General features: G+C 59.2%; 21 protein-coding genes and 4 tRNA genes. All 25 read left to right on the top strand.

Annotated elements, in window-relative coordinates:
* The first annotated feature begins 264 nt into the window (after positions 1-264).
* The 25 genes from FQ746_RS14765 to rplV all read left to right on the top strand — a co-directional run bounded on the left by FQ746_RS14765 (position 265) and on the right by rplV (position 24,652).
* A tRNA-Tyr gene (locus FQ746_RS14765) sits at positions 265-350 on the top strand.
* Between the two features lie 38 nt (positions 351-388).
* Positions 389-462: transfer RNA gene (locus tag FQ746_RS14760), tRNA-Gly, on the top strand.
* Positions 463-476: 14 nt separating this feature from the next.
* Positions 477-551, top strand: a tRNA-Thr gene (locus FQ746_RS14755).
* Positions 552-614: 63 nt separating this feature from the next.
* A complete protein-coding gene (gene tuf / locus FQ746_RS14750; protein WP_074762375.1) occupies positions 615-1,805 on the top strand; it encodes an elongation factor Tu in 1,191 nt (396 codons plus the stop codon).
* A gap of 65 nt (positions 1,806-1,870) precedes the next feature.
* A tRNA-Trp gene (locus FQ746_RS14745) sits at positions 1,871-1,946 on the top strand.
* A gap of 35 nt (positions 1,947-1,981) precedes the next feature.
* Entirely contained in the window at positions 1,982-2,362 is a 381-nt protein-coding gene (gene secE, locus FQ746_RS14740; RefSeq protein WP_144110097.1) for a preprotein translocase subunit SecE, read from the top strand.
* A 1-nt stretch (position 2,363) separates the two neighbouring features.
* Positions 2,364-2,921 (top strand): transcription termination/antitermination protein NusG, encoded by a 558-nt coding sequence (nusG, locus tag FQ746_RS14735; protein WP_007180147.1) that lies wholly within the window; start codon positions 2,364-2,366, stop codon positions 2,919-2,921.
* A 166-nt stretch (positions 2,922-3,087) separates the two neighbouring features.
* Positions 3,088-3,519: a 50S ribosomal protein L11 gene (rplK, locus tag FQ746_RS14730; protein ID WP_144110096.1), complete on the top strand. Its 432-nt coding sequence runs from the start codon at positions 3,088-3,090 to the stop codon at positions 3,517-3,519.
* Entirely contained in the window at positions 3,520-4,218 is a 699-nt protein-coding gene (gene rplA, locus FQ746_RS14725; RefSeq protein ID WP_144110095.1) for a 50S ribosomal protein L1, read from the top strand.
* Between the two features lie 302 nt (positions 4,219-4,520).
* Positions 4,521-5,024, top strand: a complete 504-nt coding sequence (gene rplJ / locus FQ746_RS14720; protein WP_007180144.1) for a 50S ribosomal protein L10 — start codon at positions 4,521-4,523, stop codon at positions 5,022-5,024.
* A 63-nt stretch (positions 5,025-5,087) separates the two neighbouring features.
* The gene (gene rplL / locus FQ746_RS14715; RefSeq protein WP_054043372.1) at positions 5,088-5,462 is read left to right on the top strand and encodes a 50S ribosomal protein L7/L12; all 375 of its coding nucleotides are present in this window, start codon (positions 5,088-5,090) and stop codon (positions 5,460-5,462) included.
* Positions 5,463-5,832: 370 nt separating this feature from the next.
* On the top strand, positions 5,833-9,939 hold the full coding sequence (gene rpoB / locus FQ746_RS14710) for a DNA-directed RNA polymerase subunit beta (protein WP_144110094.1): 4,107 nt from the start codon (positions 5,833-5,835) through the stop codon (positions 9,937-9,939).
* A gap of 21 nt (positions 9,940-9,960) precedes the next feature.
* Positions 9,961-14,199: a DNA-directed RNA polymerase subunit beta' gene (gene rpoC / locus FQ746_RS14705; RefSeq protein WP_144110093.1), complete on the top strand. Its 4,239-nt coding sequence runs from the start codon at positions 9,961-9,963 to the stop codon at positions 14,197-14,199.
* Between the two features lie 203 nt (positions 14,200-14,402).
* Complete coding sequence (recQ, locus tag FQ746_RS14700; protein ID WP_144110092.1) at positions 14,403-16,250, top strand: DNA helicase RecQ; 1,848 nt, start codon at positions 14,403-14,405, stop codon at positions 16,248-16,250.
* Positions 16,251-16,458: 208 nt separating this feature from the next.
* The gene (rpsL, locus tag FQ746_RS14695) at positions 16,459-16,839 is read left to right on the top strand and encodes a 30S ribosomal protein S12 (RefSeq protein ID WP_006053290.1); all 381 of its coding nucleotides are present in this window, start codon (positions 16,459-16,461) and stop codon (positions 16,837-16,839) included.
* A gap of 182 nt (positions 16,840-17,021) precedes the next feature.
* Positions 17,022-17,492, top strand: coding sequence for a 30S ribosomal protein S7 (gene rpsG / locus FQ746_RS14690; protein WP_006053291.1), 471 nt, complete (start codon positions 17,022-17,024; stop codon positions 17,490-17,492).
* A gap of 134 nt (positions 17,493-17,626) precedes the next feature.
* Positions 17,627-19,729: an elongation factor G gene (gene fusA, locus FQ746_RS14685; protein ID WP_144110091.1), complete on the top strand. Its 2,103-nt coding sequence runs from the start codon at positions 17,627-17,629 to the stop codon at positions 19,727-19,729.
* 46 nt (positions 19,730-19,775) lie between these two features.
* Positions 19,776-20,966 carry an elongation factor Tu gene (gene tuf, locus FQ746_RS14680; RefSeq protein ID WP_074762375.1) on the top strand — a complete coding sequence of 397 codons (1,191 nt, stop codon included), beginning with the start codon at positions 19,776-19,778 and terminating at the stop codon, positions 20,964-20,966.
* 126 nt (positions 20,967-21,092) lie between these two features.
* Complete coding sequence (gene rpsJ, locus FQ746_RS14675) at positions 21,093-21,404, top strand: 30S ribosomal protein S10 (protein ID WP_144110090.1); 312 nt, start codon at positions 21,093-21,095, stop codon at positions 21,402-21,404.
* 201 nt (positions 21,405-21,605) lie between these two features.
* Positions 21,606-22,265 (top strand): 50S ribosomal protein L3, encoded by a 660-nt coding sequence (gene rplC / locus FQ746_RS14670; protein ID WP_007180137.1) that lies wholly within the window; start codon positions 21,606-21,608, stop codon positions 22,263-22,265.
* Positions 22,265-22,885, top strand: coding sequence for a 50S ribosomal protein L4 (gene rplD / locus FQ746_RS14665; protein ID WP_007180136.1), 621 nt, complete (start codon positions 22,265-22,267; stop codon positions 22,883-22,885). Before rplC ends, rplD begins: the two co-directional genes overlap by 1 nt.
* Complete coding sequence (gene rplW / locus FQ746_RS14660; protein ID WP_144110089.1) at positions 22,882-23,196, top strand: 50S ribosomal protein L23; 315 nt, start codon at positions 22,882-22,884, stop codon at positions 23,194-23,196. The genes rplD and rplW overlap by 4 nt, the downstream gene beginning before the upstream one ends.
* 2 nt (positions 23,197-23,198) lie before the next feature.
* Complete coding sequence (gene rplB, locus FQ746_RS14655; RefSeq protein ID WP_144110088.1) at positions 23,199-24,026, top strand: 50S ribosomal protein L2; 828 nt, start codon at positions 23,199-23,201, stop codon at positions 24,024-24,026.
* 10 nt (positions 24,027-24,036) lie between these two features.
* Complete coding sequence (rpsS, locus tag FQ746_RS14650) at positions 24,037-24,312, top strand: 30S ribosomal protein S19 (RefSeq protein ID WP_004199273.1); 276 nt, start codon at positions 24,037-24,039, stop codon at positions 24,310-24,312.
* A 7-nt stretch (positions 24,313-24,319) separates the two neighbouring features.
* Positions 24,320-24,652 (top strand): 50S ribosomal protein L22, encoded by a 333-nt coding sequence (gene rplV / locus FQ746_RS14645; protein WP_007180133.1) that lies wholly within the window; start codon positions 24,320-24,322, stop codon positions 24,650-24,652.
* Position 24,653 lies beyond the last annotated feature (1 nt).

Below are 24,653 nucleotides of genomic sequence, written 5' to 3'. Positions count from 1 at the left end.
CGAGTCGGTCCCACCCCTTCCCATCCCGAACAGGACCGTGAAACGACTCCACGCCGATGATAGTGCGGATTCCCGTGTGAAAGTAGGTAATCGTCAGGCTCCCCAGCAGCAACAGAAACCCCACCGGCCAACGGTGGGGTTTCTGCGTTTACGAAGGGACTGGTTTCACTTTATTTCACTATATAAGTGAGAGCTTTGGGTTTGGAACGGCCGTGCAGGTCTTGACAGAAAACGGTTGTTCCCCCATAATCATCAGTTCTCTACGGAGGGGTGCCCGAGTGGCTAAAGGGGGCAGACTGTAAATCTGTTGGCTTACGCCTACGTTGGTTCGAATCCAACCTCCTCCACCAGAATGCATGCTGTAGTAGTTGGGAATCGGTTGGTCCTTGCGGGTGTAGCTCAATGGTAGAGCAGAAGCCTTCCAAGCTTACGACGAGGGTTCGATTCCCTTCACCCGCTCCAGCAACAGAAGTAGCGCCCATGTGGCTCAGTGGTAGAGCACTCCCTTGGTAAGGGAGAGGTCGGCAGTTCGATCCTGCCCATGGGCACCAGAAGTACTCGTTGATTGTTTGCGCGCGGCGCAACGTACGGATAAATCCTCTTAGGAGTCGAAAATGGCCAAGGGTAAGTTTGAGCGGACCAAGCCGCACGTGAACGTCGGCACGATTGGTCACGTTGACCACGGCAAGACCACGCTGACGGCAGCGATCACGACGGTTCTGACCAAGAAGTTTGGTGGTGAAGCGAAGGCATATGACCAGATCGACGCGGCGCCGGAAGAAAAGGCACGCGGTATCACGATCAACACGGCACACGTCGAGTACGAAACGGCTAACCGCCACTACGCACACGTCGACTGCCCGGGCCATGCTGACTATGTGAAGAACATGATCACGGGCGCAGCGCAGATGGACGGCGCGATCCTGGTGTGTTCGGCTGCAGACGGCCCGATGCCGCAAACGCGCGAGCACATCCTGCTGGCCCGTCAGGTTGGCGTTCCGTACATCATCGTGTTCCTGAACAAGTGCGACATGGTGGACGACGCCGAGTTGCTGGAACTGGTCGAGATGGAAGTTCGCGAACTCCTGTCGAAGTACGACTTCCCGGGCGACGACACGCCGATCATCAAGGGTTCGGCAAAGCTGGCCCTGGAAGGCGACGCGGGCGAGCTGGGCGAAGTGGCGATCATGAATCTGGCCGACGCGCTGGACACGTACATCCCGACGCCGGAGCGCGCAGTTGACGGCGCGTTCCTGATGCCGGTGGAAGACGTGTTCTCGATTTCGGGTCGCGGTACGGTGGTGACGGGTCGCGTCGAGCGCGGCATCGTGAAGGTCGGCGAGGAAATCGAAATCGTCGGTATCAAGCCGACGGTGAAGACGACGTGCACGGGCGTGGAAATGTTCCGCAAGCTGCTCGATCAGGGTCAGGCTGGCGACAACGTCGGTATCCTGCTGCGCGGCACGAAGCGTGAAGACGTGGAGCGTGGTCAGGTTCTGGCGAAGCCGGGCTCGATCAACCCGCACACGCATTTCACGGCTGAAGTGTACGTGCTGAGCAAGGACGAAGGCGGCCGTCACACGCCGTTCTTCAACAACTACCGTCCGCAGTTCTACTTCCGTACGACGGACGTGACGGGCTCGATCGAGCTGCCGAAGGACAAGGAAATGGTCATGCCGGGCGACAACGTGTCGATCACGGTGAAGCTGATCAACCCGATCGCGATGGAAGAAGGTCTGCGCTTCGCTATCCGTGAAGGCGGCCGTACGGTCGGCGCTGGTGTGGTTGCCAAGATTCTCGAGTAACGCCAGATAGTTCTCGTTAATCGGTAGTTTCGGGGTTGGCGGTGTCGTCAGCCCCAAAATGGTTTAGGGGTATAGCTCAACTGGCAGAGCGTCGGTCTCCAAAACCGAAGGTTGGGGGTTCGATTCCCTCTGCCCCTGCCAACTCTCGCGTCGCACGTGGCGCTCGTTAAGGTGTTATGGCGAATCCTTCCGTCGAAACTGTAAATACATCCGGCGACAAGCTGATGCTGTCTGCTGGGGTATTCTTGGTCTTGGCCGGGTTCGTGGGGTTCTTCTGGCTCAGCGGCCAAGAATGGTACGTCCGCGGAGCTGCCTTGGCTGTTGGAGTGATAGCCGGCGTCGCAGTAAGTCTTCTCTCCGCGCCCGGTAAGGGATTTATCGCATTCGCCAAAGACTCGTACAAAGAAGTTCGTAAGGTTGTCTGGCCGACTCGCAAAGAGGCAACCCAGACAACGCTCGTGGTGTTCGGCTTCGTGTTCGTCATGGCAATCTTTCTGTGGGTGAGCGACAAATCCATCGAATGGGCGATCTTCTCGGTGATTCTGGGTTGGAAATGATATGAGTGATACTCCGGCATCTCCGAGTGGCAAGCGTTGGTATGTAGTGCATGCCTATTCGGGCATGGAAAAGAGCGTACAACGTGCACTTCAGGAACGCATTGAGCGGGCCGGCATGCAAGACCAGTTCGGCCAGATTCTCGTGCCGACTGAGGAAGTGGTCGAAGTTAAAGGCGGTCACAAGTCGGTGACCGAGCGTCGTTTCTTCCCGGGCTATGTGCTTGTCGAGATGGAAATGACGGACGAAACCTGGCATCTCGTCAAGAATACGGCAAAGGTGACCGGTTTCGTAGGTGGTGCGCGCAATCGTCCCAGCCCGATCTCTCCGCGTGAAGTGGAGAAAATCATGTCGCAAATGCAGGAAGGCGTGGAAAAGCCACGTCCGAAGACCCTGTTCGAAGTTGGCGAGATGGTGCGTGTAAAGGATGGTCCGTTCACGGATTTCAACGGAAGCGTCGAAGAAGTGAATTACGAGAAGTCGCGAGTCCGGGTTTCCGTTACAATCTTCGGCCGCGCAACGCCGGTCGAGCTCGAATTTGGGCAGGTCGAGAAGCTGTAAATTCCAGATACTACGGAACGCACCATACGGTGCGTTCCGTATTTCGCGCTTACGGTCCGCGTAATGGCCGTTGAGGAGCGTCACTAGTCGATTCGTCGGCGAACGCGCGCTACTACTCACTGAACGCTTGCAGCTGTCAACGCAGCGTTCCACAGAGGTTTCCAACATGGCAAAGAAAATTATCGGCTTTATCAAGCTGCAGATTCCTGCAGGTAAAGCCAATCCGTCGCCGCCGGTCGGTCCGGCACTGGGTCAGCGCGGCCTGAACATCATGGAGTTCTGCAAGGCGTTTAACGCCCAGACTCAATCGCTGGAGCCGGGTCTGCCGACTCCGGTCGTGATCACCGCGTTCGCGGACAAGAGCTTCACGTTCGTTCTGAAGACGCCGCCGGCAACGGTTCTGATCAAGAAAGCAGCGAAGATCGACAAGGGTTCGGCCAAGCCGCACACCGACAAGGTCGGCACCATCACCCGCGCTCAAGCCGAAGACATCGCCAAGGCAAAGATGCCTGACCTGACGGCAGCGGACCTGGACGCAGCGGTTCGTACGATCGCTGGTAGCGCCCGCTCGATGGGCATCACCGTGGAGGGCGTGTAAATGGCTAAGCTTTCAAAGCGTCTGCAAGCATTTGCAGCCAAAGTCGACAGCCAGAAGCTGTACGCAATCGAGGACGCACTGTCGATCGTGAAGGAATGCGCAAGCGCGAAGTTCGACGAGTCGATCGACGTCGCAGTGCAACTCGGCATCGACGCGAAGAAGTCGGATCAAGTGGTTCGCGGTTCCGTCGTGTTGCCGGCAGGTACGGGTAAGTCGGTCCGCGTGGCAGTGTTTGCACAAGGCGAAAAGGCCGAGCAGGCACGGGCAGCGGGCGCAGAAGTCGTCGGTATGGAAGACCTGGCCGAACAGGTTAAGGCGGGCAAGCTGGACTTTGACATCGTGATCGCTTCCCCGGACACGATGCGCGTCGTCGGTACGCTCGGTCAGATTCTCGGCCCGCGCGGCCTGATGCCGAACCCGAAGGTCGGCACGGTCACGCCGGACGTTGCGACAGCAGTGAAGAACGCCAAGGCAGGTCAGGTGCAATTCCGTGTCGACAAAGCCGGTATCATCCACGCAACGATCGGCCGTGCTTCGTTCGAAGCAGCGGCTCTGCGTAGCAACCTGAACGCTCTCGTCGACGCGCTGCAAAAAGCGAAGCCGGCAACGAGCAAGGGTGTCTACCTGCGTAAGGTTGCACTGTCGAGCACGATGGGTGTCGGCGTCCGCGTCGACCAGACGTCGATCGCAGCACAGTAATCAAATTCATCGCCTCGTCGTAAGTCGGGGCGGTTTTATGGGCTTTGGGCGGTTGCAAGATGGCAGTCTGCATCGGGCAACCGGTTGTCAAAGACCGTTGGCGAACGAGCAGCAGGCAGGCGAGTTCTTAATGTAAAGCCAACGCAGATGGCGAACCCGAAAAAGTTTTGTAGTGATGAAGCCGGTTGAACTCCGCAGCAATGCGGGTCTCAGGCGGTCGAAATACTCCTGACTGGTCGGACGCCGTTATTGAACGCGGTACACAAGGCGCACGCTGCGTGTATCGAATCTGGAGGTTAACCGTGCCACTTAACAAAGAAAGCAAGCAGGCCGTCGTCGCTGAGGTTGCCGCGCAAGTCGCGAAAGCCCAGACCGTGGTTCTGGCTGAGTATCGTGGAATCGCGGTTGGCGATCTGACCAAGCTGCGCGCGAAAGCGCGTGAGCAACAGGTTTACCTTCGCGTGTTGAAAAACACGCTGGCGCGTCGCGCTGTCGAAGGTACCCCGTTTGCTCCGTTGGCAGAGCAGATGACTGGTCCGTTGATCTACGGCATCTCGGAAGATGCCATTGCTGCTGCCAAGGTCGTCAACGACTTCGGCAAAACCAATGACAAGTTGATCATCAAGGCTGGTTCCTACGAAGGCAAGGTGATGGACAAGGCTGGCGTGCAAGCGCTGGCAAACATCCCGAGCCGCGAAGAACTGCTCTCCAAGCTGTTGTACGTTATGCAGGCACCTGTTTCCGGCTTCGCGCGCGCTCTGGCCGCGCTGGCAGAAAAGAAACAAGGCGAAGAAACCGCTGCTTAACGCACTTCAGCCGAGCGTAATTGATCGCTGGCTGTATCCGAATTCAATTTAGGAGTATTTCAAATGGCAATCGCAAAAGATGACATCCTCGAGGCAGTCAGCTCGATGTCGGTTCTGGAACTGAACGAGCTGGTCAAGGCGTTCGAAGAAAAGTTTGGCGTGTCGGCAGCTGCTGTTGCAGTGGCAGGCCCGGCTGGCGGCGGCGCTGCTGCTGCTGCTGAAGAGCAAACCGAATTCACGGTCAACCTGACGGAAGTCGGCGCGAACAAGGTTTCGGTCATTAAGGCTGTTCGTGAACTGACGGGTCTCGGCCTGAAGGAAGCGAAGGACCTGGTCGACGGCGCACCGAAGCCTGTTAAGGAATCGGTACCGAAGGCTGCTGCTGAAGAAGCCAAGAAGAAGCTGGAAGAAGCCGGCGCGAAGGCTGAAATCAAGTAAGTTTCAGCGCGCTGTGCGAAGGCTGGCGGTTTTCCACCGCCGGCCTTTTTGTGCTTTGTGGGGACGCCGTTTTTGCACGAGATTTTCGGCAAGAACGCCGGACCCAGAAGCCAAAGAAAACCGTCTTTCGGTAACATCGACCGGCGCTTCTCTTTGTCTTCTGAAGCGACTGCAGAAGGCAAGTTTGGTCGGGTAGCGGGCAACATAGGCATCCGCTGCCGTCAGCCAGCGGTTGGTAGCGGCCAACCACCAAGCTTCTAGGCTCGTTCAAGCCATCGGACGGCCATCGGGTCTCAGTCGGTGAACACTCGGGTTGTCTCATCCAGGTATCCTGCCTCGACAACAATGCCCGCCGTGATTCGGAGATCGTATGCAATATTCCTTCACCGAGAAGAAGCGCATTCGCAAGAGTTTTGCGAAGCGCCCCATCGTTCACCAAGTACCTTTCCTGCTGGCTACCCAGCTTGAATCTTTCAGTACGTTCCTGCAAGCAGAGGCGTCATCCACGCAGCGCAAGCCCGAAGGCCTGCAAGCTGCATTCACATCCGTTTTCCCGATTGTTTCGCACAACGGGTTCGCTCGTCTAGAGTTTGTCAGCTACATGTTGTCGCCCCCGGCGTTCAACATCAAGGAATGCCAGCAACGTGGCCTGACGTACTGCTCGGCTCTGCGCGCGAAAGTGCGCCTGGTGCTGCTCGACAAGGAATCGCCGAGCAAGCCGGTCGTCAAGGAAGTGAAGGAACAGGAAGTGTATATGGGCGAAATTCCGCTCATGACACCCACCGGTTCGTTCGTCATCAACGGTACGGAACGCGTGATCGTTTCGCAGTTGCACCGTTCGCCGGGCGTGTTCTTCGAACACGACAAGGGCAAGACGCACAGCTCGGGCAAGCTCCTGTTCTCGGCACGTATCATCCCTTACCGCGGTTCCTGGCTCGACTTCGAATTCGATCCGAAGGACGTGCTGTACTTCCGCGTCGACCGTCGTCGCAAGATGCCGGTCACGATCCTGCTGAAGGCCATCGGCCTCACGCCGGAACAGATCCTCGCCAACTTCTTCGTGTTCGACAATTTCACGCTGATGCCGGAAGGCGCGCAGATGGAATTCGTGCCGGAGCGTCTGCGTGGTGAAGTCGCACGTTTCGACATCACGGACCGTGAAGGCAACGTGATCGTCCAGAAGGACAAGCGGATCAACGCCAAGCACATTCGCGATCTCGACAACGCGAAGACGAAGTTTATCTCGGTGCCGGAAGACTATCTGCTCGGCCGCGTGCTGGCGAAAAACGTCGTCGACGGCGATACCGGCGAAGTGATCGCGAACGCGAACGAAGAAATCACCGAAACCGCGCTCGAGAAGCTGCGCGAAGCCAAGATCAAAGACATCCAGACGCTCTACACGAACGATCTGGATCAAGGTCCGTACATCTCGTCGACGCTGCGTATCGACGAAACCGCGGACAAGATGGCCGCTCGCATCGCGATCTACCGCATGATGCGTCCGGGCGAACCGCCGACCGAAGAAGCAGTCGAGGCGCTGTTCAACCGTCTGTTCTATAGCGAAGACGCGTACGACCTCTCGAAGGTGGGTCGTATGAAGTTCAATCGCCGTGTCGGCCGCGACGAAATCGTCGGTCCGATGACGCTGCAGGACGACGACATCCTCGCGACCATCAAGATTCTGGTCGAGCTGCGTAACGGCAAGGGCGAAGTGGACGACATCGACCACTTGGGCAATCGTCGTGTGCGTTGCGTCGGCGAACTGGCCGAAAACCAGTTCCGCGCCGGTCTCGTGCGTGTCGAACGTGCTGTGAAGGAACGCCTCGGCCAGGCCGAAAGCGAAAACCTGATGCCGCACGACCTGATCAACTCGAAGCCGATTTCGTCGGCGATCCGCGAGTTCTTCGGTTCGTCGCAGCTGTCGCAGTTCATGGACCAAACGAATCCGCTGTCGGAAATCACCCACAAGCGCCGTGTTTCGGCACTTGGCCCGGGCGGTTTGACGCGTGAGCGCGCAGGCTTCGAAGTGCGCGACGTGCACCCGACTCACTACGGTCGTGTCTGCCCGATCGAAACGCCTGAAGGTCCGAACATCGGCCTGATCAACTCGCTCGCACTGTACGCGCATCTGAACGAATACGGCTTCCTCGAAACGCCGTATCGCAAGGTCGTGGACAGCAAGGTGACCGACCAGATCGATTACCTGTCGGCAATCGAAGAAGGCCGTTACGTGATCGCTCAGGCGAACGCGGCGGTGGCTGCCGACGGCTCGCTGACCGACGAACTGGTGTCGTCGCGTGAAGCCGGCGAAACGCTGATGGTTACGCCGGACCGCATCCAGTACATGGACGTGGCGCCGTCGCAGATCGTCTCCGTTGCGGCTTCCCTGATTCCGTTCCTCGAACACGACGATGCGAACCGCGCGTTGATGGGTTCGAACATGCAGCGTCAGGCTGTGCCGTGTCTGCGTCCTGAAAAGGCCGTGGTCGGTACGGGTATCGAACGCACGGTGGCGGTCGACTCGGGTACGACGGTTCAGGCATTCCGCGGCGGTGTGGTCGATTACGTCGACGCAGGCCGTATGGTGATCCGCGTGAACGACGACGAAGCCGTTGCTGGCGACGTCGGCGTGGACATCTACAACCTGATCAAGTACACGCGTTCGAACCAGAACACGAACATCAACCAGCGCCCGATCGTGAAGGTCGGCGACATCGTGTCGCGTGGCGACGTGCTGGCTGACGGTGCATCGACCGACCTCGGCGAACTGGCTCTCGGCCAGAACATGCTGGTCGCGTTCATGCCGTGGAACGGCTACAACTTCGAAGACTCGATTTTGATTTCGGAAAAAGTGGTTGCTGACGACCGCTACACCTCGATCCACATCGAAGAACTGAACGTCGTTGCTCGCGACACGAAGCTCGGACCGGAAGAAATCACGCGCGACATCTCGAACCTGGCTGAAGTGCAACTCGGCCGTCTCGACGAGTCGGGCATCGTCTACATCGGCGCTGAAGTCGAAGCAGGCGACGTGCTGGTCGGTAAGGTCACGCCGAAGGGCGAAACCCAGCTGACGCCGGAAGAAAAGCTGCTGCGCGCCATTTTCGGCGAGAAGGCTTCGGACGTGAAGGACACGTCGCTGCGCGTGCCGTCCGGCATGAGCGGCACCGTGATCGACGTGCAGGTGTTCACGCGCGAAGGCATCCAGCGCGACAAGCGCGCGCAACAGATCATCGACGACGAACTGAAGCGCTATCGCCTCGACCTGAACGACCAGTTGCGCATCGTGGAAGGCGACGCATTCCAGCGTCTCGCCCGTATGCTCGACGGCAAGGTCGCGAACGGTGGTCCGAAGAAGCTCGCGAAGGGCACGAAGATCGAGCAGGCTTACCTGCAGGATCTGGATCATTACCACTGGTTCGACATCCGCCTCGCGGACGAAGAAGCAGCGGCCCAGCTCGAAGCCATCAAGGACTCGATCGAACAGAAGCGTCACCAGTTCGATCTGGCGTTCGAAGAAAAGCGCAAGAAGCTCACGCAAGGCGACGAACTGCCGCCGGGCGTGCTGAAGATGGTCAAGGTGTATCTGGCTGTGAAGCGTCGTCTGCAGCCGGGCGACAAGATGGCCGGCCGTCACGGTAACAAGGGTGTGGTGTCCAAGATCGTGCCGATCGAAGACATGCCGTACATGGCCGATGGCCGTCCCGCCGACGTCGTTCTCAACCCGCTCGGCGTGCCGTCGCGGATGAACGTGGGTCAGGTTCTCGAAGTGCATCTGGGTTGGGCCGCGAAGGGTCTCGGCTGGCGTATCGGCGAAATGCTGCAGCGTCAGGCGAAGATCGCCGAGCTGCGCGAATTCCTGACCAAGATCTACAACGAGTCGGGCCGCGCCGAAGAGCTGGACAGCTTCACCGACGACGAAATCGTCGAACTGGCGAAGAACCTGCGCGAAGGCGTGCCGTTCGCGACGCCGGTGTTCGACGGTGCGACGGAAGAAGAAATGTCGCGCGCGCTGGACCTGGCTTTCCCGGACGACATCGCGAAGAACCTCGGCATGACGCCGTCGAAGAATCAGGTTCGTCTGTACGACGGCCGCACCGGCGAGATGTTCGAGCGCACGGTCACGGTTGGCTACATGCATTACCTGAAGCTGCATCACCTGGTCGACGACAAGATGCACGCGCGTTCCACGGGCCCGTACTCGCTCGTGACACAGCAGCCGTTGGGCGGTAAGGCCCAATTCGGTGGCCAGCGTTTCGGTGAGATGGAAGTGTGGGCGCTCGAAGCGTACGGCGCATCGTACGTGCTGCAGGAAATGCTGACGGTGAAGTCGGACGACGTGACTGGCCGGACCAAGGTTTACGAGAACCTGGTCAAGGGCGATCACGTGATCGATGCGGGTATGCCGGAATCCTTCAACGTGCTGGTGAAGGAAATCCGTTCGCTCGGTATCGATATCGACCTCGACCGCAACTAATCGGACTACGGAGAGAAAGCAATGAAAGCTCTGCTCGATCTATTCAAGCAAGTCCAACAACCCGAAGTTTTTGACGCGATCAAGATCGGTCTGGCGTCGCCAGACAAGATCCGTTCGTGGTCGTTCGGCGAGGTCAAGAAGCCGGAAACCATCAACTACCGGACGTTCAAGCCGGAACGCGATGGTCTGTTCTGCGCGAAGATCTTCGGGCCGATCAAGGACTACGAATGCCTGTGCGGTAAGTACAAGCGTTTGAAGCATCGTGGCGTGATCTGCGAAAAGTGCGGTGTCGAAGTGACGCTCGCCAAAGTGCGTCGCGAACGCATGGGCCACATCGAACTGGCCTCGCCGGTTGCGCACATCTGGTTTTTGAAGTCGCTGCCGTCGCGTCTGGGCATGGTGCTCGACATGACGCTGCGCGACATCGAACGCGTGCTGTACTTCGAAGCGTACGTGGTGATCGATCCGGGTATGACGCCGCTCAAAGCGCGGCAGATCATGACCGAAGAGGATTACTACAACAAGGTCGAAGAGTACGGCGACGAATTCCGTGCCGAAATGGGCGCGGAAGGCGTGCGTGAACTGCTGCGCGCGATCAACATCGACGAACAGGTCGAGATGCTGCGCACCGAACTCAAGAACACGGGTTCGGAAGCGAAGATCAAGAAGTACGCGAAGCGCCTGAAGGTGCTCGAGGCATTCCAGCGTTCGGGCATCAAGCCCGACTGGATGGTGCTCGAAGTGCTGCCGGTGTTGCCGCCGGAACTACGTCCGCTGGTGCCGCTCGACGGCGGCCGCTTCGCGACGTCGGACCTGAACGACCTGTATCGCCGCGTGATCAACCGTAACAACCGGTTGAAGCGTCTGCTCGAACTGAAGGCGCCTGAAATCATCGTCCGCAACGAAAAGCGGATGCTGCAGGAAGCCGTCGATTCGCTGCTCGACAACGGTCGTCGCGGTAAGGCCATGACCGGCGCGAACAAGCGTCCGCTGAAGTCGCTCGCCGACATGATCAAGGGTAAAGGCGGTCGTTTCCGTCAGAACCTGCTTGGTAAGCGCGTCGACTATTCGGGCCGCTCGGTGATCGTGGTCGGCCCGACGCTCAAGCTGCATCAGTGCGGTCTGCCGAAGCTGATGGCGCTCGAACTGTTCAAGCCGTTCATCTTCAACAAGCTCGAAGTGATGGGTGTCGCTACCACCATCAAGGCTGCGAAGAAGGAAGTCGAGAACCAGACGCCGGTGGTGTGGGACATCCTCGAAGAGGTGATCCGCGAACATCCGGTCATGCTGAACCGCGCGCCGACGCTGCACCGTCTTGGCATTCAGGCTTTCGAGCCGGTGCTGATCGAAGGTAAGGCAATCCAGCTGCATCCGCTCGTTTGCGCGGCGTTCAACGCCGACTTCGACGGTGACCAGATGGCTGTTCACGTGCCGCTGTCGCTCGAAGCGCAGATGGAAGCGCGCACGCTGATGCTGGCGTCGAACAACGTCCTGTTCCCGGCCAACGGCGATCCGTCGATCGTGCCGTCGCAGGATATCGTGCTCGGTCTGTACTACGCGACCCGTGAAGCCGTGAATGCGAAGGGCGAAGGCCTGACGTTCACCGGCGTCTCGGAAGCGCTGCGTGCGTACGAGAACAAGGAAGTCGAGCTGGCCTCGCGCGTCAACGTGCGGATCACGGAAATGGTCCACAACGAAGACAAGTCGGAAGGCGCACCGAAGTTCGTGCCGAAGATCACGCTGTACGCGACGACGGTCGGCCGTTCGATCCTGTCGGAAATTCTGCCGCCGGGCCTGCCGTTCTCGGTGCTGAACAAGCCGCTGAAGAAGAAGGAAATCTCGCGCCTCATCAACACCGCATTCCGCAAGTGCGGTCTGCGTGAAACGGTGATTTTCGCCGATCAGTTGATGCAGTCGGGTTTCCGTCTGGCAACGCGCGCCGGTATCTCGATCTGCGTCGACGACATGCTCGTGCCGCCGCAGAAAGAAACCATCGTCGGCGACGCCGCAAAGAAGGTGAAGGAATACGACCGTCAGTACATGTCGGGTCTCGTCACCTCGCAGGAGCGCTACAACAACGTGGTCGACATCTGGTCGGCAACGTCGGAAGCGGTCGGCAAGGCGATGATGGAACAGCTCTCGACGGAGCCGGTGGTCGATCGCGACGGCAACCAGACGCGTCAGGAATCGTTCAACTCCATCTACATGATGGCCGACTCGGGCGCACGTGGTTCGGCTGTCCAGATTCGTCAGCTGGCCGGTATGCGCGGCCTGATGGCGAAGCCGGACGGCTCGATCATCGAAACGCCGATCACGGCGAACTTCCGTGAAGGTCTGAACGTGTTGCAGTACTTCATCTCGACCCACGGCGCACGTAAGGGTCTGGCTGATACGGCACTGAAGACGGCGAACTCGGGTTACCTGACGCGACGTCTCGTCGACGTGACGCAGGATCTGGTGGTGGTCGAGGACGATTGCGGTACGTCCAACGGCGTCGCCATGAAGGCACTGGTCGAAGGCGGTGAAGTCGTCGAAGCGCTGCGTGACCGTATTCTGGGTCGCGTGACGGTGGCTGACGTCGTCAATCCGGAATCGCAGGAAACGCTGTACGAAACGGGCACGCTGCTCGACGAAGATGCGGTCGAAGAAATCGAACGCCTCGGCATCGACGAAGTGCGCGTACGTACGCCGCTTACCTGCGAAACGCGTTATGGCCTGTGCGCAGCCTGCTACGGCCGCGACCTCGGTCGTGGCTCGTCGGTCAACGTCGGTGAAGCAGTCGGCGTGATCGCTGCGCAGTCGATCGGTGAACCGGGCACGCAGCTCACGATGCGTACGTTCCACATCGGTGGTGCGGCATCGCGTGCAGCAGTGGCTTCGTCGGTCGAAGCGAAGTCGAACGGTACGGTGCGCTTCACGGCCACCATGCGTTACGTCACCAACGCGAAGGGCGAGCAGATCGTCATCTCGCGTTCGGGCGAAGCGATGATTACCGACGACCACGGTCGCGAGCGCGAACGTCACAAGGTGCCGTACGGCGCGACGCTGTTGCAACTGGACGGCGCGCAGATCAAGGCCGGCACGCAACTGGCGACGTGGGATCCGATGACGCGTCCGATCATCACCGAGTACGGTGGTACGGTGAAGTTCGAAAACGTCGAAGAAGGCGTGACGGTTGCCAAGCAGATCGACGATGTGACGGGTCTCTCGACACTGGTCGTGATCGACGTGAAGCGCCGCGGTTCGCAAGCTTCGAAGACGGTGCGTCCGCAGGTCAAGCTGCTCGACGCGAACGGCGAAGAAGTGAAGATCCCGAACACCGAGCATTCGGTGCAGATCGGCTTCCAGGTCGGCGCTCTGATCACCGTGAAGGACGGTCAGCAAGTGCAGGTCGGTGAAGTGCTCGCACGTATTCCAGTCGAATCGCAAAAGACTCGCGACATTACCGGTGGTCTGCCGCGGGTGGCCGAACTGTTCGAAGCGCGCTCGCCGAAGGACGCCGGTATTCTGGCGGAAGTCACGGGCACGACGTCGTTCGGTAAGGACACGAAGGGCAAGCAGCGTCTCGTTATTACGGACCTCGAAGGCAATCAGCACGAGTTCCTGATCGCGAAGGAAAAGCAGGTTCTGGTGCACGATGGTCAGGTCGTCAACAAGGGCGAAATGATTGTCGACGGGCCGGCTGATCCGCACGACATTCTGCGTTTGCAAGGCGTCGAAGCGCTGGCGCGTTACATCGTGGACGAAGTGCAGGACGTGTACCGTCTGCAGGGCGTGAAGATCAATGACAAGCACATTGAAGTGATCGTCCGTCAGATGCTGCGTCGTGTGCAGATCGTCGACAACGGCGATACGCGCTTCATCATGGGCGAGCAGGTCGAGCGGTCGGATATGCTCGACGAGAACGACCGGATGGCGGCGGAAGACAAGATCCCGGCAACGTACGACAACGTGCTGCTCGGTATCACGAAGGCGTCGCTGTCGACCGACTCGTTCATCTCTGCGGCATCGTTCCAGGAAACGACCCGCGTGCTGACCGAAGCGGCGATCATGGGCAAGCGCGACGACCTGCGTGGTCTGAAGGAAAACGTGATCGTCGGCCGTCTGATTCCGGCCGGTACGGGTCTCGCGTTCCACAAGGCACGCAAGAGCAAGGAACTGTCCGACCGCGAGCGTTTCGACCAGATCGCAGCGGAAGAGTCGTTCGAATTCGGTACGCCGGAAACCCCGGCCGCCGAACAGCAGCACTCGGGCGAGTAAGTCCCGGCGGCGCAAGCCGCCTGGGGCTCACCAGCCAGCGAAGCCGCTCAGTTTCGACTGAGCGGCTTTTTTTATGTGCCTACGTTCTGTGCGTTTGTGTGAAATCGTTGGCCGAACGGCTAACGTTGTCGCAAAGCGCGGGCGCAGCACGAATGGGTTGGTAAAATTCGTGTCACCGGCCACACGCTGCTTCTTTCAAATTCATGTCCCGTCCGCTCGAAATCCTCAACGAAGTCTTTGGTTACCCCGCGTTCAGAGGGCAGCAGGGCGAAATTGTCGAGCACGTCGCCGACGGCGGCGACTGTCTCGTGCTGATGCCGACGGGCGGCGGCAAGTCGCTGTGTTATCAGATTCCGTCGCTGGTGCGTGGCGAACGCGGCTTGGGAGCCGGTATCGTCGTGTCACCGCTGATCGCGCTGATGCAGGACCAGGTGGCGGCGCTCAAAGAGGTTGGCGTACGCGCGGCTTATCTGAACTCGACCTTGTCGAGCGCCGAGGCCATGGCGACCGAACGCGCGTTGCGTGAAGGCGATATCGATCTGCTTTACGTGGCGCCGGAACGGCTCATGACGCCGCGCTTTCAGGAGTTGCTCGAGCGCACGCGCATCGGTCTCTTTGCGATCGACGAAGCGCATTGCGTGTCGCAATGGGGTCACGACTTCCGGCCTGAATATATTCAACTGTCGGTGCTGCACGAACGTTTTCCGAACGTGCCGCGCATCGCGCTCACCGCGACCGCAGACGCGATTACGCGCGACGAGATCATTCATCGGCTGGCATTGGACGACGCGCGTATTTTCGTCTCCAGTTTCGACCGGCCGAACATCCGCTACCGCATCGTCGAAAAGGACAATGCGCGCACGCAGCTGCTCGATTTCATCCGCGCGGAACATTCGAAGGCGGACGGTACGACCGACGCAGGCGTCGTGTACTGCCTGTCGCGACGCAAGGTCGAAGAGACCGCGGAATGGCTCAAAGAAAAGGGCATGCGCGCGCTGCCCTATCACGCCGGCATGGATTTCGAAATCCGCCAGAAACATCAGGAGATGTTCCAGCGCGAAGAAGGCATCGTGATGTGCGCGACGATCGCGTTCGGTATGGGCATCGACAAGCCGGACGTGCGCTTCGTGGCGCACCTCGATTTGCCCAAGAGCGTCGAAGGCTATTACCAGGAAACCGGGCGAGCGGGTCGCGACGGGATGCCGGCCAACGCGTGGATGGCGTACGGCCTGGGCGACGTGGTGCAGCAGCGCAAGATGATCGACGAGTCCGATGCCGACGACGCTCACAAGCGCGTGCAAACCGGCAAGCTCGATGCGCTGCTCGGACTGTGCGAAGCCGCAACGTGCCGGCGGGTGCGCCTGCTCGCGTATTTCGGCGAAACCAGCAAGCCGTGCGGCAACTGCGATAACTGCCTCGAGCCACCGGACACCTGGGATGCGACGCGCGAATCGCAGATGGCGCTCTCGTGCGTATTCCGTGCGCAGCGTGCGAGCGGCTTTCACTTCGGCGCCGGGCATCTCATCGACATCCTGCGCGGTAACCGTAGCGAAAAGGTCATGCAGCGCGGCCACGAAAAGCTCACGACCTTCGGCATTGGCGCCGCACTCGGCGAACCGGAGTGGCGGGCGATTTTCCGGCAGCTCGTTGCGTTCGGCTATCTCACCGTCGATCACGAAGGTTTCGGCTCGCTGGTGCTGACCGAGGCCGCGAAAGCCGTGCTGAAGAACGAGCAGAACGTCACGATGCGCCGGTATGTGAAGCCTACCCGCACACGGCAATCGTCCAGTCGCACGAGCGAGCGCGCCGATCCGACCATTGGTATGGGGCCGCGCGAACGTGCCCGCTGGGACCGTCTGCGTGCCTGGCGCACGGAAACCGCGAAGAGCGACGGCGTGCCGGCCTACGTGATTTTTCACGACGCGACGCTGGCGGAGATTGCCCGCAACGGGCCGGACACCATCGAAGATTTGCGCGGTATTCCAGGTATGGGTGCGCGCAAACTCGATCGCTTCGGCGACGAACTGCTGGAGGTAGTCGGCGCCGACTGACGCTGCAGCGCAAGGAAGGCTCGCAAAACGGCGCAAGCCGTTGACTCCCTTAGTCTTTTCAGAATATCATGCTAGGTTCCGGTTTCTGGGATGCCTGCGCACGGAGTCAATTCGTGCGAGCACACCGGGTCTGGAAGTTCGATGCGCAACCGTTTCTGCTTTGCCCGGAAACAAATGCGTCGATTTTGTTCAATTTCAGGAATAAACAATGCCAACCATCAATCAACTGGTTCGCAAAGGCCGCACGTCGGAAACGACGAAGAGCAAGAGCCCGGCCTTGCAGGACTGCCCCCAGCGTCGCGGCGTGTGCACTCGCGTGTACACCACGACGCCTAAGAAGCCTAACTCGGCACTGCGTAAAGTCGCCAAGGTTCGTCTGACGAATGGCTTCGAAGTTATTTCGTACATCGGTGGTGAAGGCCACAACCTGCAGGAACACTCGGTCGTGCTGATTCGCGGCGGTCGTGTCAAGGACTTGCCGGGTGTGCGTTACCACATGGTTCGCGGCTCGCTGGATACCCAGGGCGTCAAGGATCGTAAGCAAGCTCGTTCGAAGTACGGTGCGAAGCGCGCTAAGGCCGGCAAGTAAGCAGCTGGTCAGGAAGTTTCAGGTCGCCTGCAAGGGCGGTAATAGCGGTGGTACCGGAATCGCCGGTGCTGTCGAGTAAGTGGTCACCCGACCAGGCTGGTAAGTCGCTAGAGATGAATCGGGTTAGTTGGTGGCCGCGGGGCTAAAAAATTAGCTCCAACTGAAAAAGTAAAGGAAGAATCATGCCGCGTCGTCGCGAAGTCCCCAAGCGGGAAGTATTGCCGGATCCGAAATTCGGTAACGTAGATGTAGCCAAGTTCATGAACGTGCTGATGCTGTCCGGCAAGAAGTCGGTTGCAGAACGCATCGTTTACGGCGCTTTCGAACAGATCCAGACCAAGGGTGGCAAGGACCCGCTGGAAGTGTTCACGGTAGCGCTCAACAACGTCAAGCCGGTGGTCGAAGTCAAGAGCCGCCGCGTTGGTGGTGCGAACTATCAGGTTCCGGTCGAAGTGCGCCCGTCGCGTCGTATGGCATTGGCGATGCGTTGGTTGCGTGAAGCCGCGAAGAAGCGCAGCGAGAAGTCGATGGCCCTGCGTCTGGCAGGTGAACTCTCCGAAGCGGCCGAAGGCCGTGGCGGCGCGATGAAGAAGCGCGATGAAGTTCACCGGATGGCAGAAGCCAACAAGGCGTTCTCGCACTTCCGTTTCTAAGCTTCCCGACCCCGGGTTTAGCAGAAAAAGCGGAAAGAAATTCCGGGCGGGTGCGCTTACAAAGCGCCTCGCCCGTTTGTGTTACAGCGCGATGGGTATTTTCTCGCATCGCGTCATCCCAATAGAGGATCAAAGTGGCTCGCAAGACACCTATCGAGCGCTACCGTAACATCGGTATTAGCGCTCACATCGACGCCGGCAAAACGACGACGACCGAGCGCATCCTGTTCTACACCGGCGTGAACCACAAGATTGGTGAAGTTCACGACGGCGCTGCGACCATGGACTGGATGGAGCAGGAGCAGGAACGCGGTATCACGATCACGTCCGCTGCTACCACGGCGTTCTGGAAAGGCATGGCCGGCGATCGTGCTGAGCACCGCATCAACATCATCGACACCCCGGGTCACGTCGACTTCACGATTGAAGTCGAGCGCTCGATGCGCGTGCTCGACGGCGCGTGCATGGTTTACTGCGCTGTGGGCGGCGTGCAGCCCCAGTCGGAAACCGTGTGGCGTCAGGCTAACAAGTACAAGGTTCCCCGTCTCGCGTTCATCAACAAGATGGACCGTACCGGCGCGAACTTCTTCAAGGTCTACGACCAGCTCAAGCTGCGTCTGAAGGCCAACCCGGTTCCGGTCGTGGTGCCTATCGGCGCCGAAGAAACGTTCACGGGCGTGGTCGATCTGCTGAAGATGAAAGCGATCATTTGGGACGAAGCGTCCCAAGGCACCAAGTTCTCGTACGAAGACATCCCGGCAGAACTCGTCGACACGTGCAATGAATGGCGCGAGAAGATGATCGAAGCCGCGGCTGAATCGAGCGAAGAGCTGATGAACAAGTACCTGGAAGAGGGCGAGCTCTCCGAAGCGGAAATCATCAAGGGTCTGCGCGACCGTACGATCGCCTGCGAAATCCAGCCGATGCTGTGCGGCACCGCGTTCAAGAACAAGGGCGTGCAACGGATGCTGGACGCCGTGCTCGATTTCCTGCCGTCGCCGATCGACATTCCGCCGGTTACGGGCGAACTCGAAAACGGTGAGAAGGCCGAGCGCCGTGCTGCGGACGACGAAAAGTTCTCGTCGCTCGCATTCAAGATCATGACCGACCCGTTCGTTGGCCAGCTGATCTTCTTCCGTGTGTACTCGGGTACCACGAAGTCGGGCGACACGCTGCTGAACGCGACCAAAGACAAGAAGGAACGTCTCGGCCGTATTCTGCTGATGCACGCAAACCAGCGCGAAGAAATCAAGGAAGTGCACGCCGGCGACATCGCGGCTGCGGTTGGCCTGAAAGACGCGACCACCGGCGACACGCTGTGCGATCCGCTGCACCCGATCGTGCTCGAACGCATGATTTTCCCGGAGCCGGTGATTTCGCAGGCCGTCGAGCCGAAGACGAAGCCCGACCAGGAAAAAATGGGTCTGGCACTGAACCGTCTGGCTCAGGAAGATCCGTCGTTCCGCGTGCAAACCGACGAAGAGTCGGGTCAAACCATCATTTCGGGTATGGGCGAGCTCCACCTCGAAATTCTGGTCGACCGGATGAAGCGTGAGTTCGGCGTCGAGGCAACGGTTGGCAAGCCGCAAGTGGCTTACCGCGAAACCATCCGCGGCAAGGCAGAAGACGTCGACGGCAAGTTCGTCAAGCAGTCGGGTGGTCGCGGCCAGTACGGCCACGCGGTCATCACGCTCGAGCCGAACGAACAGGGCAAGGGTTACGAGTTCCTCGACGAGATCAAGGGCGGCGTGATCCCGCGTGAGTACATTCCCGCAGTCGACAAGGGTATCCAGGAAACGCTGAAGGCTGGCGTGCTGGCAGGTTTCCCGGTCGTCGACGTGAAGGTTCACCTCACGTTCGGTTCGTACCACGATGTCGACTCGAACGAAAACGCGTTCCGCATGGCCGGTTCGATGGCGTTCAAGGAAGCAATGCGTAAGGCTCAGCCGGTCATTCTTGAACCGATGATGGCTGTGGAAGTCGAAACGCCGGAAGACTACATGGGCAACGTGATGGGCGATCTGTCGGGCCGTCGCGGTATCGTCCAGGGCATGGACGACATGGTGGGCGGCGGCAAGATCGTTCGCGCGGAAGTACCGCTGTCGGAAATGTTCGGCTACTCGACGTCGCTGCGTTCGCTGACCCAGGGTCGTGCGACGTACACGATGGAGTTCAAGCATTACTCGGAAGCACCGCGCAACGTGTCTGAAGCGATCATCAACGCGAAGTCGAAGTAAGCGCGCGGCAAGTCATTCAACGATTAACTTTTGAAAGAAGAGAAACATGGCTAAAGGTAAATTCGAACGGACCAAGCCGCACGTGAACGTCGGCACGATTGGTCACGTTGACCACGGCAAGACCACGCTGACGGCAGCGATCACGACGGTTCTGACCAAGAAGTTTGGTGGTGAAGCGAAGGCATATGACCAGATCGATGCGGCGCCGGAAGAAAAGGCACGCGGTATCACGATCAACACGGCACACGTCGAGTACGAAACGGCTAACCGCCACTACGCACACGTCGACTGCCCGGGCCACGCTGACTATGTGAAGAACATGATCACGGGCGCAGCGCAGATGGACGGCGCGATCCTGGTGTGTTCGGCTGCAGACGGCCCGATGCCGCAAACGCGCGAGCACATCCTGCTGGCCCGTCAGGTTGGCGTTCCGTACATCATCGTGTTCCTGAACAAGTGCGACATGGTGGACGACGCCGAGTTGCTGGAACTGGTCGAGATGGAAGTTCGCGAACTCCTGTCGAAGTACGACTTCCCGGGCGACGACACGCCGATCATCAAGGGTTCGGCAAAGCTGGCCCTGGAAGGCGACGCGGGCGAGCTGGGCGAAGTGGCGATCATGAATCTGGCCGACGCGCTGGACACGTACATCCCGACGCCGGAGCGCGCAGTTGACGGCGCGTTCCTGATGCCGGTGGAAGACGTGTTCTCGATTTCGGGTCGCGGTACGGTGGTGACGGGTCGCGTCGAGCGCGGCATCGTGAAGGTCGGCGAGGAAATCGAAATCGTCGGTATCAAGCCGACGGTGAAGACGACGTGCACGGGCGTGGAAATGTTCCGCAAGCTGCTCGATCAGGGTCAGGCTGGCGACAACGTCGGTATCCTGCTGCGCGGCACGAAGCGTGAAGACGTGGAGCGTGGTCAGGTTCTGGCGAAGCCGGGCTCGATCAACCCGCACACGCATTTCACGGCTGAAGTGTACGTGCTGAGCAAGGACGAAGGCGGCCGTCACACGCCGTTCTTCAACAACTACCGTCCGCAGTTCTACTTCCGTACGACGGACGTGACGGGCTCGATCGAGCTGCCGAAGGACAAGGAAATGGTCATGCCGGGCGACAACGTGTCGATCACGGTGAAGCTGATCAACCCGATCGCGATGGAAGAAGGTCTGCGCTTCGCTATCCGTGAAGGCGGCCGTACGGTCGGCGCTGGTGTGGTTGCCAAGATTCTCGAGTAAAATCGCGGGTCGAATTTGTTGTAAGTGGTGCCCGGAGCCGGGCGCCCGTCTCTTGCAGGTGCCCGGCTCTACGTTCTTTTACTGTCTGGCGGCGCAATACCGCCTCGCTCTTTCCAAGGAATTACCATGGCTAACCAGAAAATCCGCATTCGCCTGAAGGCGTTCGACTATCGCCTGATCGATCAATCGGCTGCCGAGATCGTCGAAACGGCCAAGCGGACCGGCGCAATCGTTCGCGGTCCGGTGCCCCTGCCGACCCGTATTCAACGCTTCGACATCCTGCGTTCCCCGCACGTCAACAAGACGTCGCGTGACCAGCTCGAAATCCGTACGCACCAACGTCTGATGGACATCGTCGATCCGACGGACAAGACCGTTGATGCACTGATGAAGCTGGACCTGCCGGCTGGCGTGGACGTCGAAATCAAGCTGCAATAAGGCCTGCAAGCGTTGCCTGTTATACCGGGCAGCGCTAAGTCTTTGATTGCTTGCGGAAAACGAAAAGCCTCGCTATAATGCAAGGCTTTTCGCGCATTTGCGCAAAAAAGTCGGTGTGCTGCAGCGTGATTTCACGCCCGAAACGGCACCGGCATTTTGTAAATTAGCCCCGACCAATCGCAGTCGGGAATGGAGAAAACGATGAGCCTTGGACTCGTAGGTCGCAAGGTTGGCATGACCCGTATCTTCACGGCAGAAGGGGATTCGATTCCCGTTACCGTGCTGGACGTGTCCGACAACCGCGTGACGCAGATCAAGACTGTTGAAACCGACGGCTACACGGCCGTGCAGGTTGCGTTCGGTACACGCCGTGCATCGCGTGTGACGAAGCCGTTGGCCGGTCATCTCGCCAAAGCCGGTGTTCAAGCCGGTGAAATCCTCAAAGAATTCCAGATCGATGCTGCCAAGGCTGCCGAGTTGTCGAACGGCACCGTGGTCGGTCCCGACCTGTTCGAAGTAGGCCAGAAGGTCGACGTGCAAGGCGTGTCGATTGGTAAGGGCTACGCCGGTACCATCAAGCGTTACAACTTCGCATCCGGCCGTGCATCGCACGGTAACTCGCGCTCGCACAACGTGCCGGGTTCGATCGGTATGGCGCAGGATCCGGGTCGTGTTTTCCCGGGTAAGCGCATGACCGGTCACATGGGTGACGACACGGTAACGGTGCAAAACCTCGAAATCGCTCGTATCGACGCTGACCGCAAGCTGTTGCTGGTCAAGGGCGCCGTTCCGGGTGCCAAGGGTGGCAAAGTATTCGTTACGCCGGCCGTGAAGACGCGTGCCGTGAAAGGAGCGAAATAATGGAACTTAAGCTCCTGAATGCCAATGGTCAGGAAGGTGCAGGCGTTAGCGCGTCGGACGTAGTGTTCGGTCGCGATTACAACGAAGCCCTGATTCACCAGGTCGTGGTGGCGTATCAAGCGAATGCCCGTAGCGGCAACCGCGCGCAGAAAGATCGTGAGCAAGTCAAGCACACGACCAAGAAGCCGTGGCGCCAGAAGGGTACGGGCCGCGCCCGTGCCGGTATGTCGTCGAGCCCGTTGTGGCGCGGCGGTGGCCGGATCTTCCCGAATTCGCCGGAAGAAAACTTTTCGCACAAGGTCAACAAGAAGATGCATCGCGCAGGTCTCTGCTCGATCTTCTCGCAGCTGGCCCGCGAAGGCCGCATTTCGGTGGTCGACGAGCTGACGCTCGAAGCGCCGAAGACGAAGCTGCTGGCCGAAAAATTCAAGGCGATGGGTCTCGACTCCGTGCTGGTGATTACCGACACGGTTGACGAAAACCTGTACCTCGCGTCGCGCAACCTCGCCCATGTGGCAGTTGTCGAGCCGCGTTACGCCGACCCGCTGTCGCTGATCTACTTCAAGAAGATCCTGATCACGAAGGCTGCGGTCGCCCAGATCGAGGAGTTGCTGTCATGAGCGAGATTCGCAAGAACGATCATCGTTTGATGCAGGTCCTGCTCGCGCCGGTGGTCTCCGAAAAGGCGACGCTGGTGGCCGACAAGAACGAACAGGTTGTGTTCGAAGTCGCGCCCGATGCCACGAAGCAGGAAGTGAAAGCTGCAGTCGAGCTGCTGTTCAAGGTAGAAGTCAATTCCGTCAACGTGCTGGTCTCGAAGGGTAAAGCCAAGCGCTTTGGCCGCTTCATGGGTAAGCGCAAGGACGTGAAGAAGGCGTATGTCTGCCTGAAGCCCGGCCAGGAAATCAACTTTGAAGCGGAGGCCAAGTAATCATGGCAATCGTTAAAGTTAAACCGACTTCGCCGGGTCGCCGCGCGATGGTCAAGGTGGTCAACAAGGATCTGCATAAGGGCAAGCCGTACGCACCGCTGCTCGACTCGCAATCCTCGACCGCCGGCCGTAACAACAACGGCCATATCACGACCCGTCATAAGGGTGGTGGTCACAAGCATCATTACCGCGTCGTCGATTTCCGTCGCACGAAGGACGGCATTCCGGCGAAGGTCGAACGTCTCGAATACGATCCGAACCGTAGCGCAAACATTGCGCTGGTTCTGTACGCAGACGGCGAGCGTAAGTACATCATCGCTCCGAAGGGTCTGACGGTTGGTCAGCAACTGCTGTCGGGTTCGGAAGCTCCGATCCGCGCAGGTAACACGCTGCCGATCCGCAACATTCCGGTCGGTACGACGATCCACTGCATCGAAATGCTGCCGGGCAAGGGCGCGCAAATGGCGCGTTCGGCTGGTACGTCGGCGATGTTGCTGGCTCGTGAAGGCATCTACGCACAGGTCCGCCTGCGCTCCGGTGAAATCCGCCGCGTTCACGTCGAATGCCGCGCGACGATTGGTGAAGTTGGCAACGAAGAGCATAGCCTCCGTCAAATCGGTAAGGCTGGCGCAAACCGCTGGCGCGGTATCCGCCCGACGGTGCGTGGCGTTGCAATGAACCCGGTCGATCACCCGCACGGTGGTGGTGAAGGCAAGACGGCTGCAGGTCGCGATCCGGTGAGCCCGTGGGGCACGCCTGCTAAGGGTTATCGCACCCGCAGCAATAAGCGCACGACGAGCATGATCGTCCAGCGCCGTCACAAGCGTTAAGGAGTAGGCAATGGCACGTTCTGTAAAAAAAGGTCCGTTCTGCGACGCCCATTTGCTGAAGAAAGTTGAGGCGGCAGCAGCTTCGCGGGATAAGAAGCCGATCAAAACCTGGTCGCGCCGTTCGACGATTCTGCCGGATTTCATCGGTCTGACGATTGCCGTTCACAACGGCCGTCAACACGTCCCGGTGTATATCTCGGAAAACATGGTCGGCCACAAGCTTGGCGAGTTTGCATTGACCCGGACGTTCAAGGGTCACGCAGCCGACAAGAAGGCTAAGAAATAAGGGGCTCATGATGGAAGTGAAAGCAATTCATCGCGGTGCCCGCATCTCGGCGCAGAAAACGCGTCTTGTGGCTGACCAGATCCGCGGTTTGCCGGTCGACAAGGCGCTGAACGTTCTGACGTTCTCGCCGAAGAAGGCTGCGGGAATCGTGAAAAAGGTCGTGCTGTCGGCGATCGCGAATGCGGAGCATAACGAAGGCGCCGATATCGATGAGCTCAAGATCACGAGCATCTACATCGACAAGGCTGCCTCGCTGAAGCGTTTTACCGCGCGCGCTAAAGGCCGCGGTAACCGCATCGAGAAGCAATCCTGTCACATCACTGTGACGGTCGGGAATTAAG

It is taken from the genome of Paraburkholderia sp. BCC1886, from assembly GCF_900996245.1.
Classification (GTDB): Bacteria; Pseudomonadota; Gammaproteobacteria; order Burkholderiales; family Burkholderiaceae; genus Paraburkholderia.
This window is presented reverse-complemented; position numbering and strand designations above follow the sequence as displayed.

Coding starts and splice junctions, on each gene's coding strand:
- secE (WP_144110097.1), top strand. CDS start 1,982: ATGGCGAATCCTTCCGTCGAAACTGTAAATACATCCGGCGACAAGCTG.
- rplK (WP_144110096.1), top strand. CDS start 3,088: ATGGCAAAGAAAATTATCGGCTTTATCAAGCTGCAGATTCCTGCAGGT.
- recQ (WP_144110092.1), top strand. CDS start 14,403: ATGTCCCGTCCGCTCGAAATCCTCAACGAAGTCTTTGGTTACCCCGCG.
- rplC (WP_007180137.1), top strand. CDS start 21,606: ATGAGCCTTGGACTCGTAGGTCGCAAGGTTGGCATGACCCGTATCTTC.
- rplL (WP_054043372.1), top strand. CDS start 5,088: ATGGCAATCGCAAAAGATGACATCCTCGAGGCAGTCAGCTCGATGTCG.
- rpsJ (WP_144110090.1), top strand. CDS start 21,093: ATGGCTAACCAGAAAATCCGCATTCGCCTGAAGGCGTTCGACTATCGC.
- nusG (WP_007180147.1), top strand. CDS start 2,364: ATGAGTGATACTCCGGCATCTCCGAGTGGCAAGCGTTGGTATGTAGTG.
- rplW (WP_144110089.1), top strand. CDS start 22,882: ATGAGCGAGATTCGCAAGAACGATCATCGTTTGATGCAGGTCCTGCTC.
- rpoB (WP_144110094.1), top strand. CDS start 5,833: ATGCAATATTCCTTCACCGAGAAGAAGCGCATTCGCAAGAGTTTTGCG.
- rplV (WP_007180133.1), top strand. CDS start 24,320: ATGATGGAAGTGAAAGCAATTCATCGCGGTGCCCGCATCTCGGCGCAG.
- rplB (WP_144110088.1), top strand. CDS start 23,199: ATGGCAATCGTTAAAGTTAAACCGACTTCGCCGGGTCGCCGCGCGATG.
- rplA (WP_144110095.1), top strand. CDS start 3,520: ATGGCTAAGCTTTCAAAGCGTCTGCAAGCATTTGCAGCCAAAGTCGAC.
- rpsG (WP_006053291.1), top strand. CDS start 17,022: ATGCCGCGTCGTCGCGAAGTCCCCAAGCGGGAAGTATTGCCGGATCCG.
- rplD (WP_007180136.1), top strand. CDS start 22,265: ATGGAACTTAAGCTCCTGAATGCCAATGGTCAGGAAGGTGCAGGCGTT.
- rpsL (WP_006053290.1), top strand. CDS start 16,459: ATGCCAACCATCAATCAACTGGTTCGCAAAGGCCGCACGTCGGAAACG.
- rpsS (WP_004199273.1), top strand. CDS start 24,037: ATGGCACGTTCTGTAAAAAAAGGTCCGTTCTGCGACGCCCATTTGCTG.
- tuf (WP_074762375.1), top strand. CDS start 615: ATGGCCAAGGGTAAGTTTGAGCGGACCAAGCCGCACGTGAACGTCGGC.
- tuf (WP_074762375.1), top strand. CDS start 19,776: ATGGCTAAAGGTAAATTCGAACGGACCAAGCCGCACGTGAACGTCGGC.
- rpoC (WP_144110093.1), top strand. CDS start 9,961: ATGAAAGCTCTGCTCGATCTATTCAAGCAAGTCCAACAACCCGAAGTT.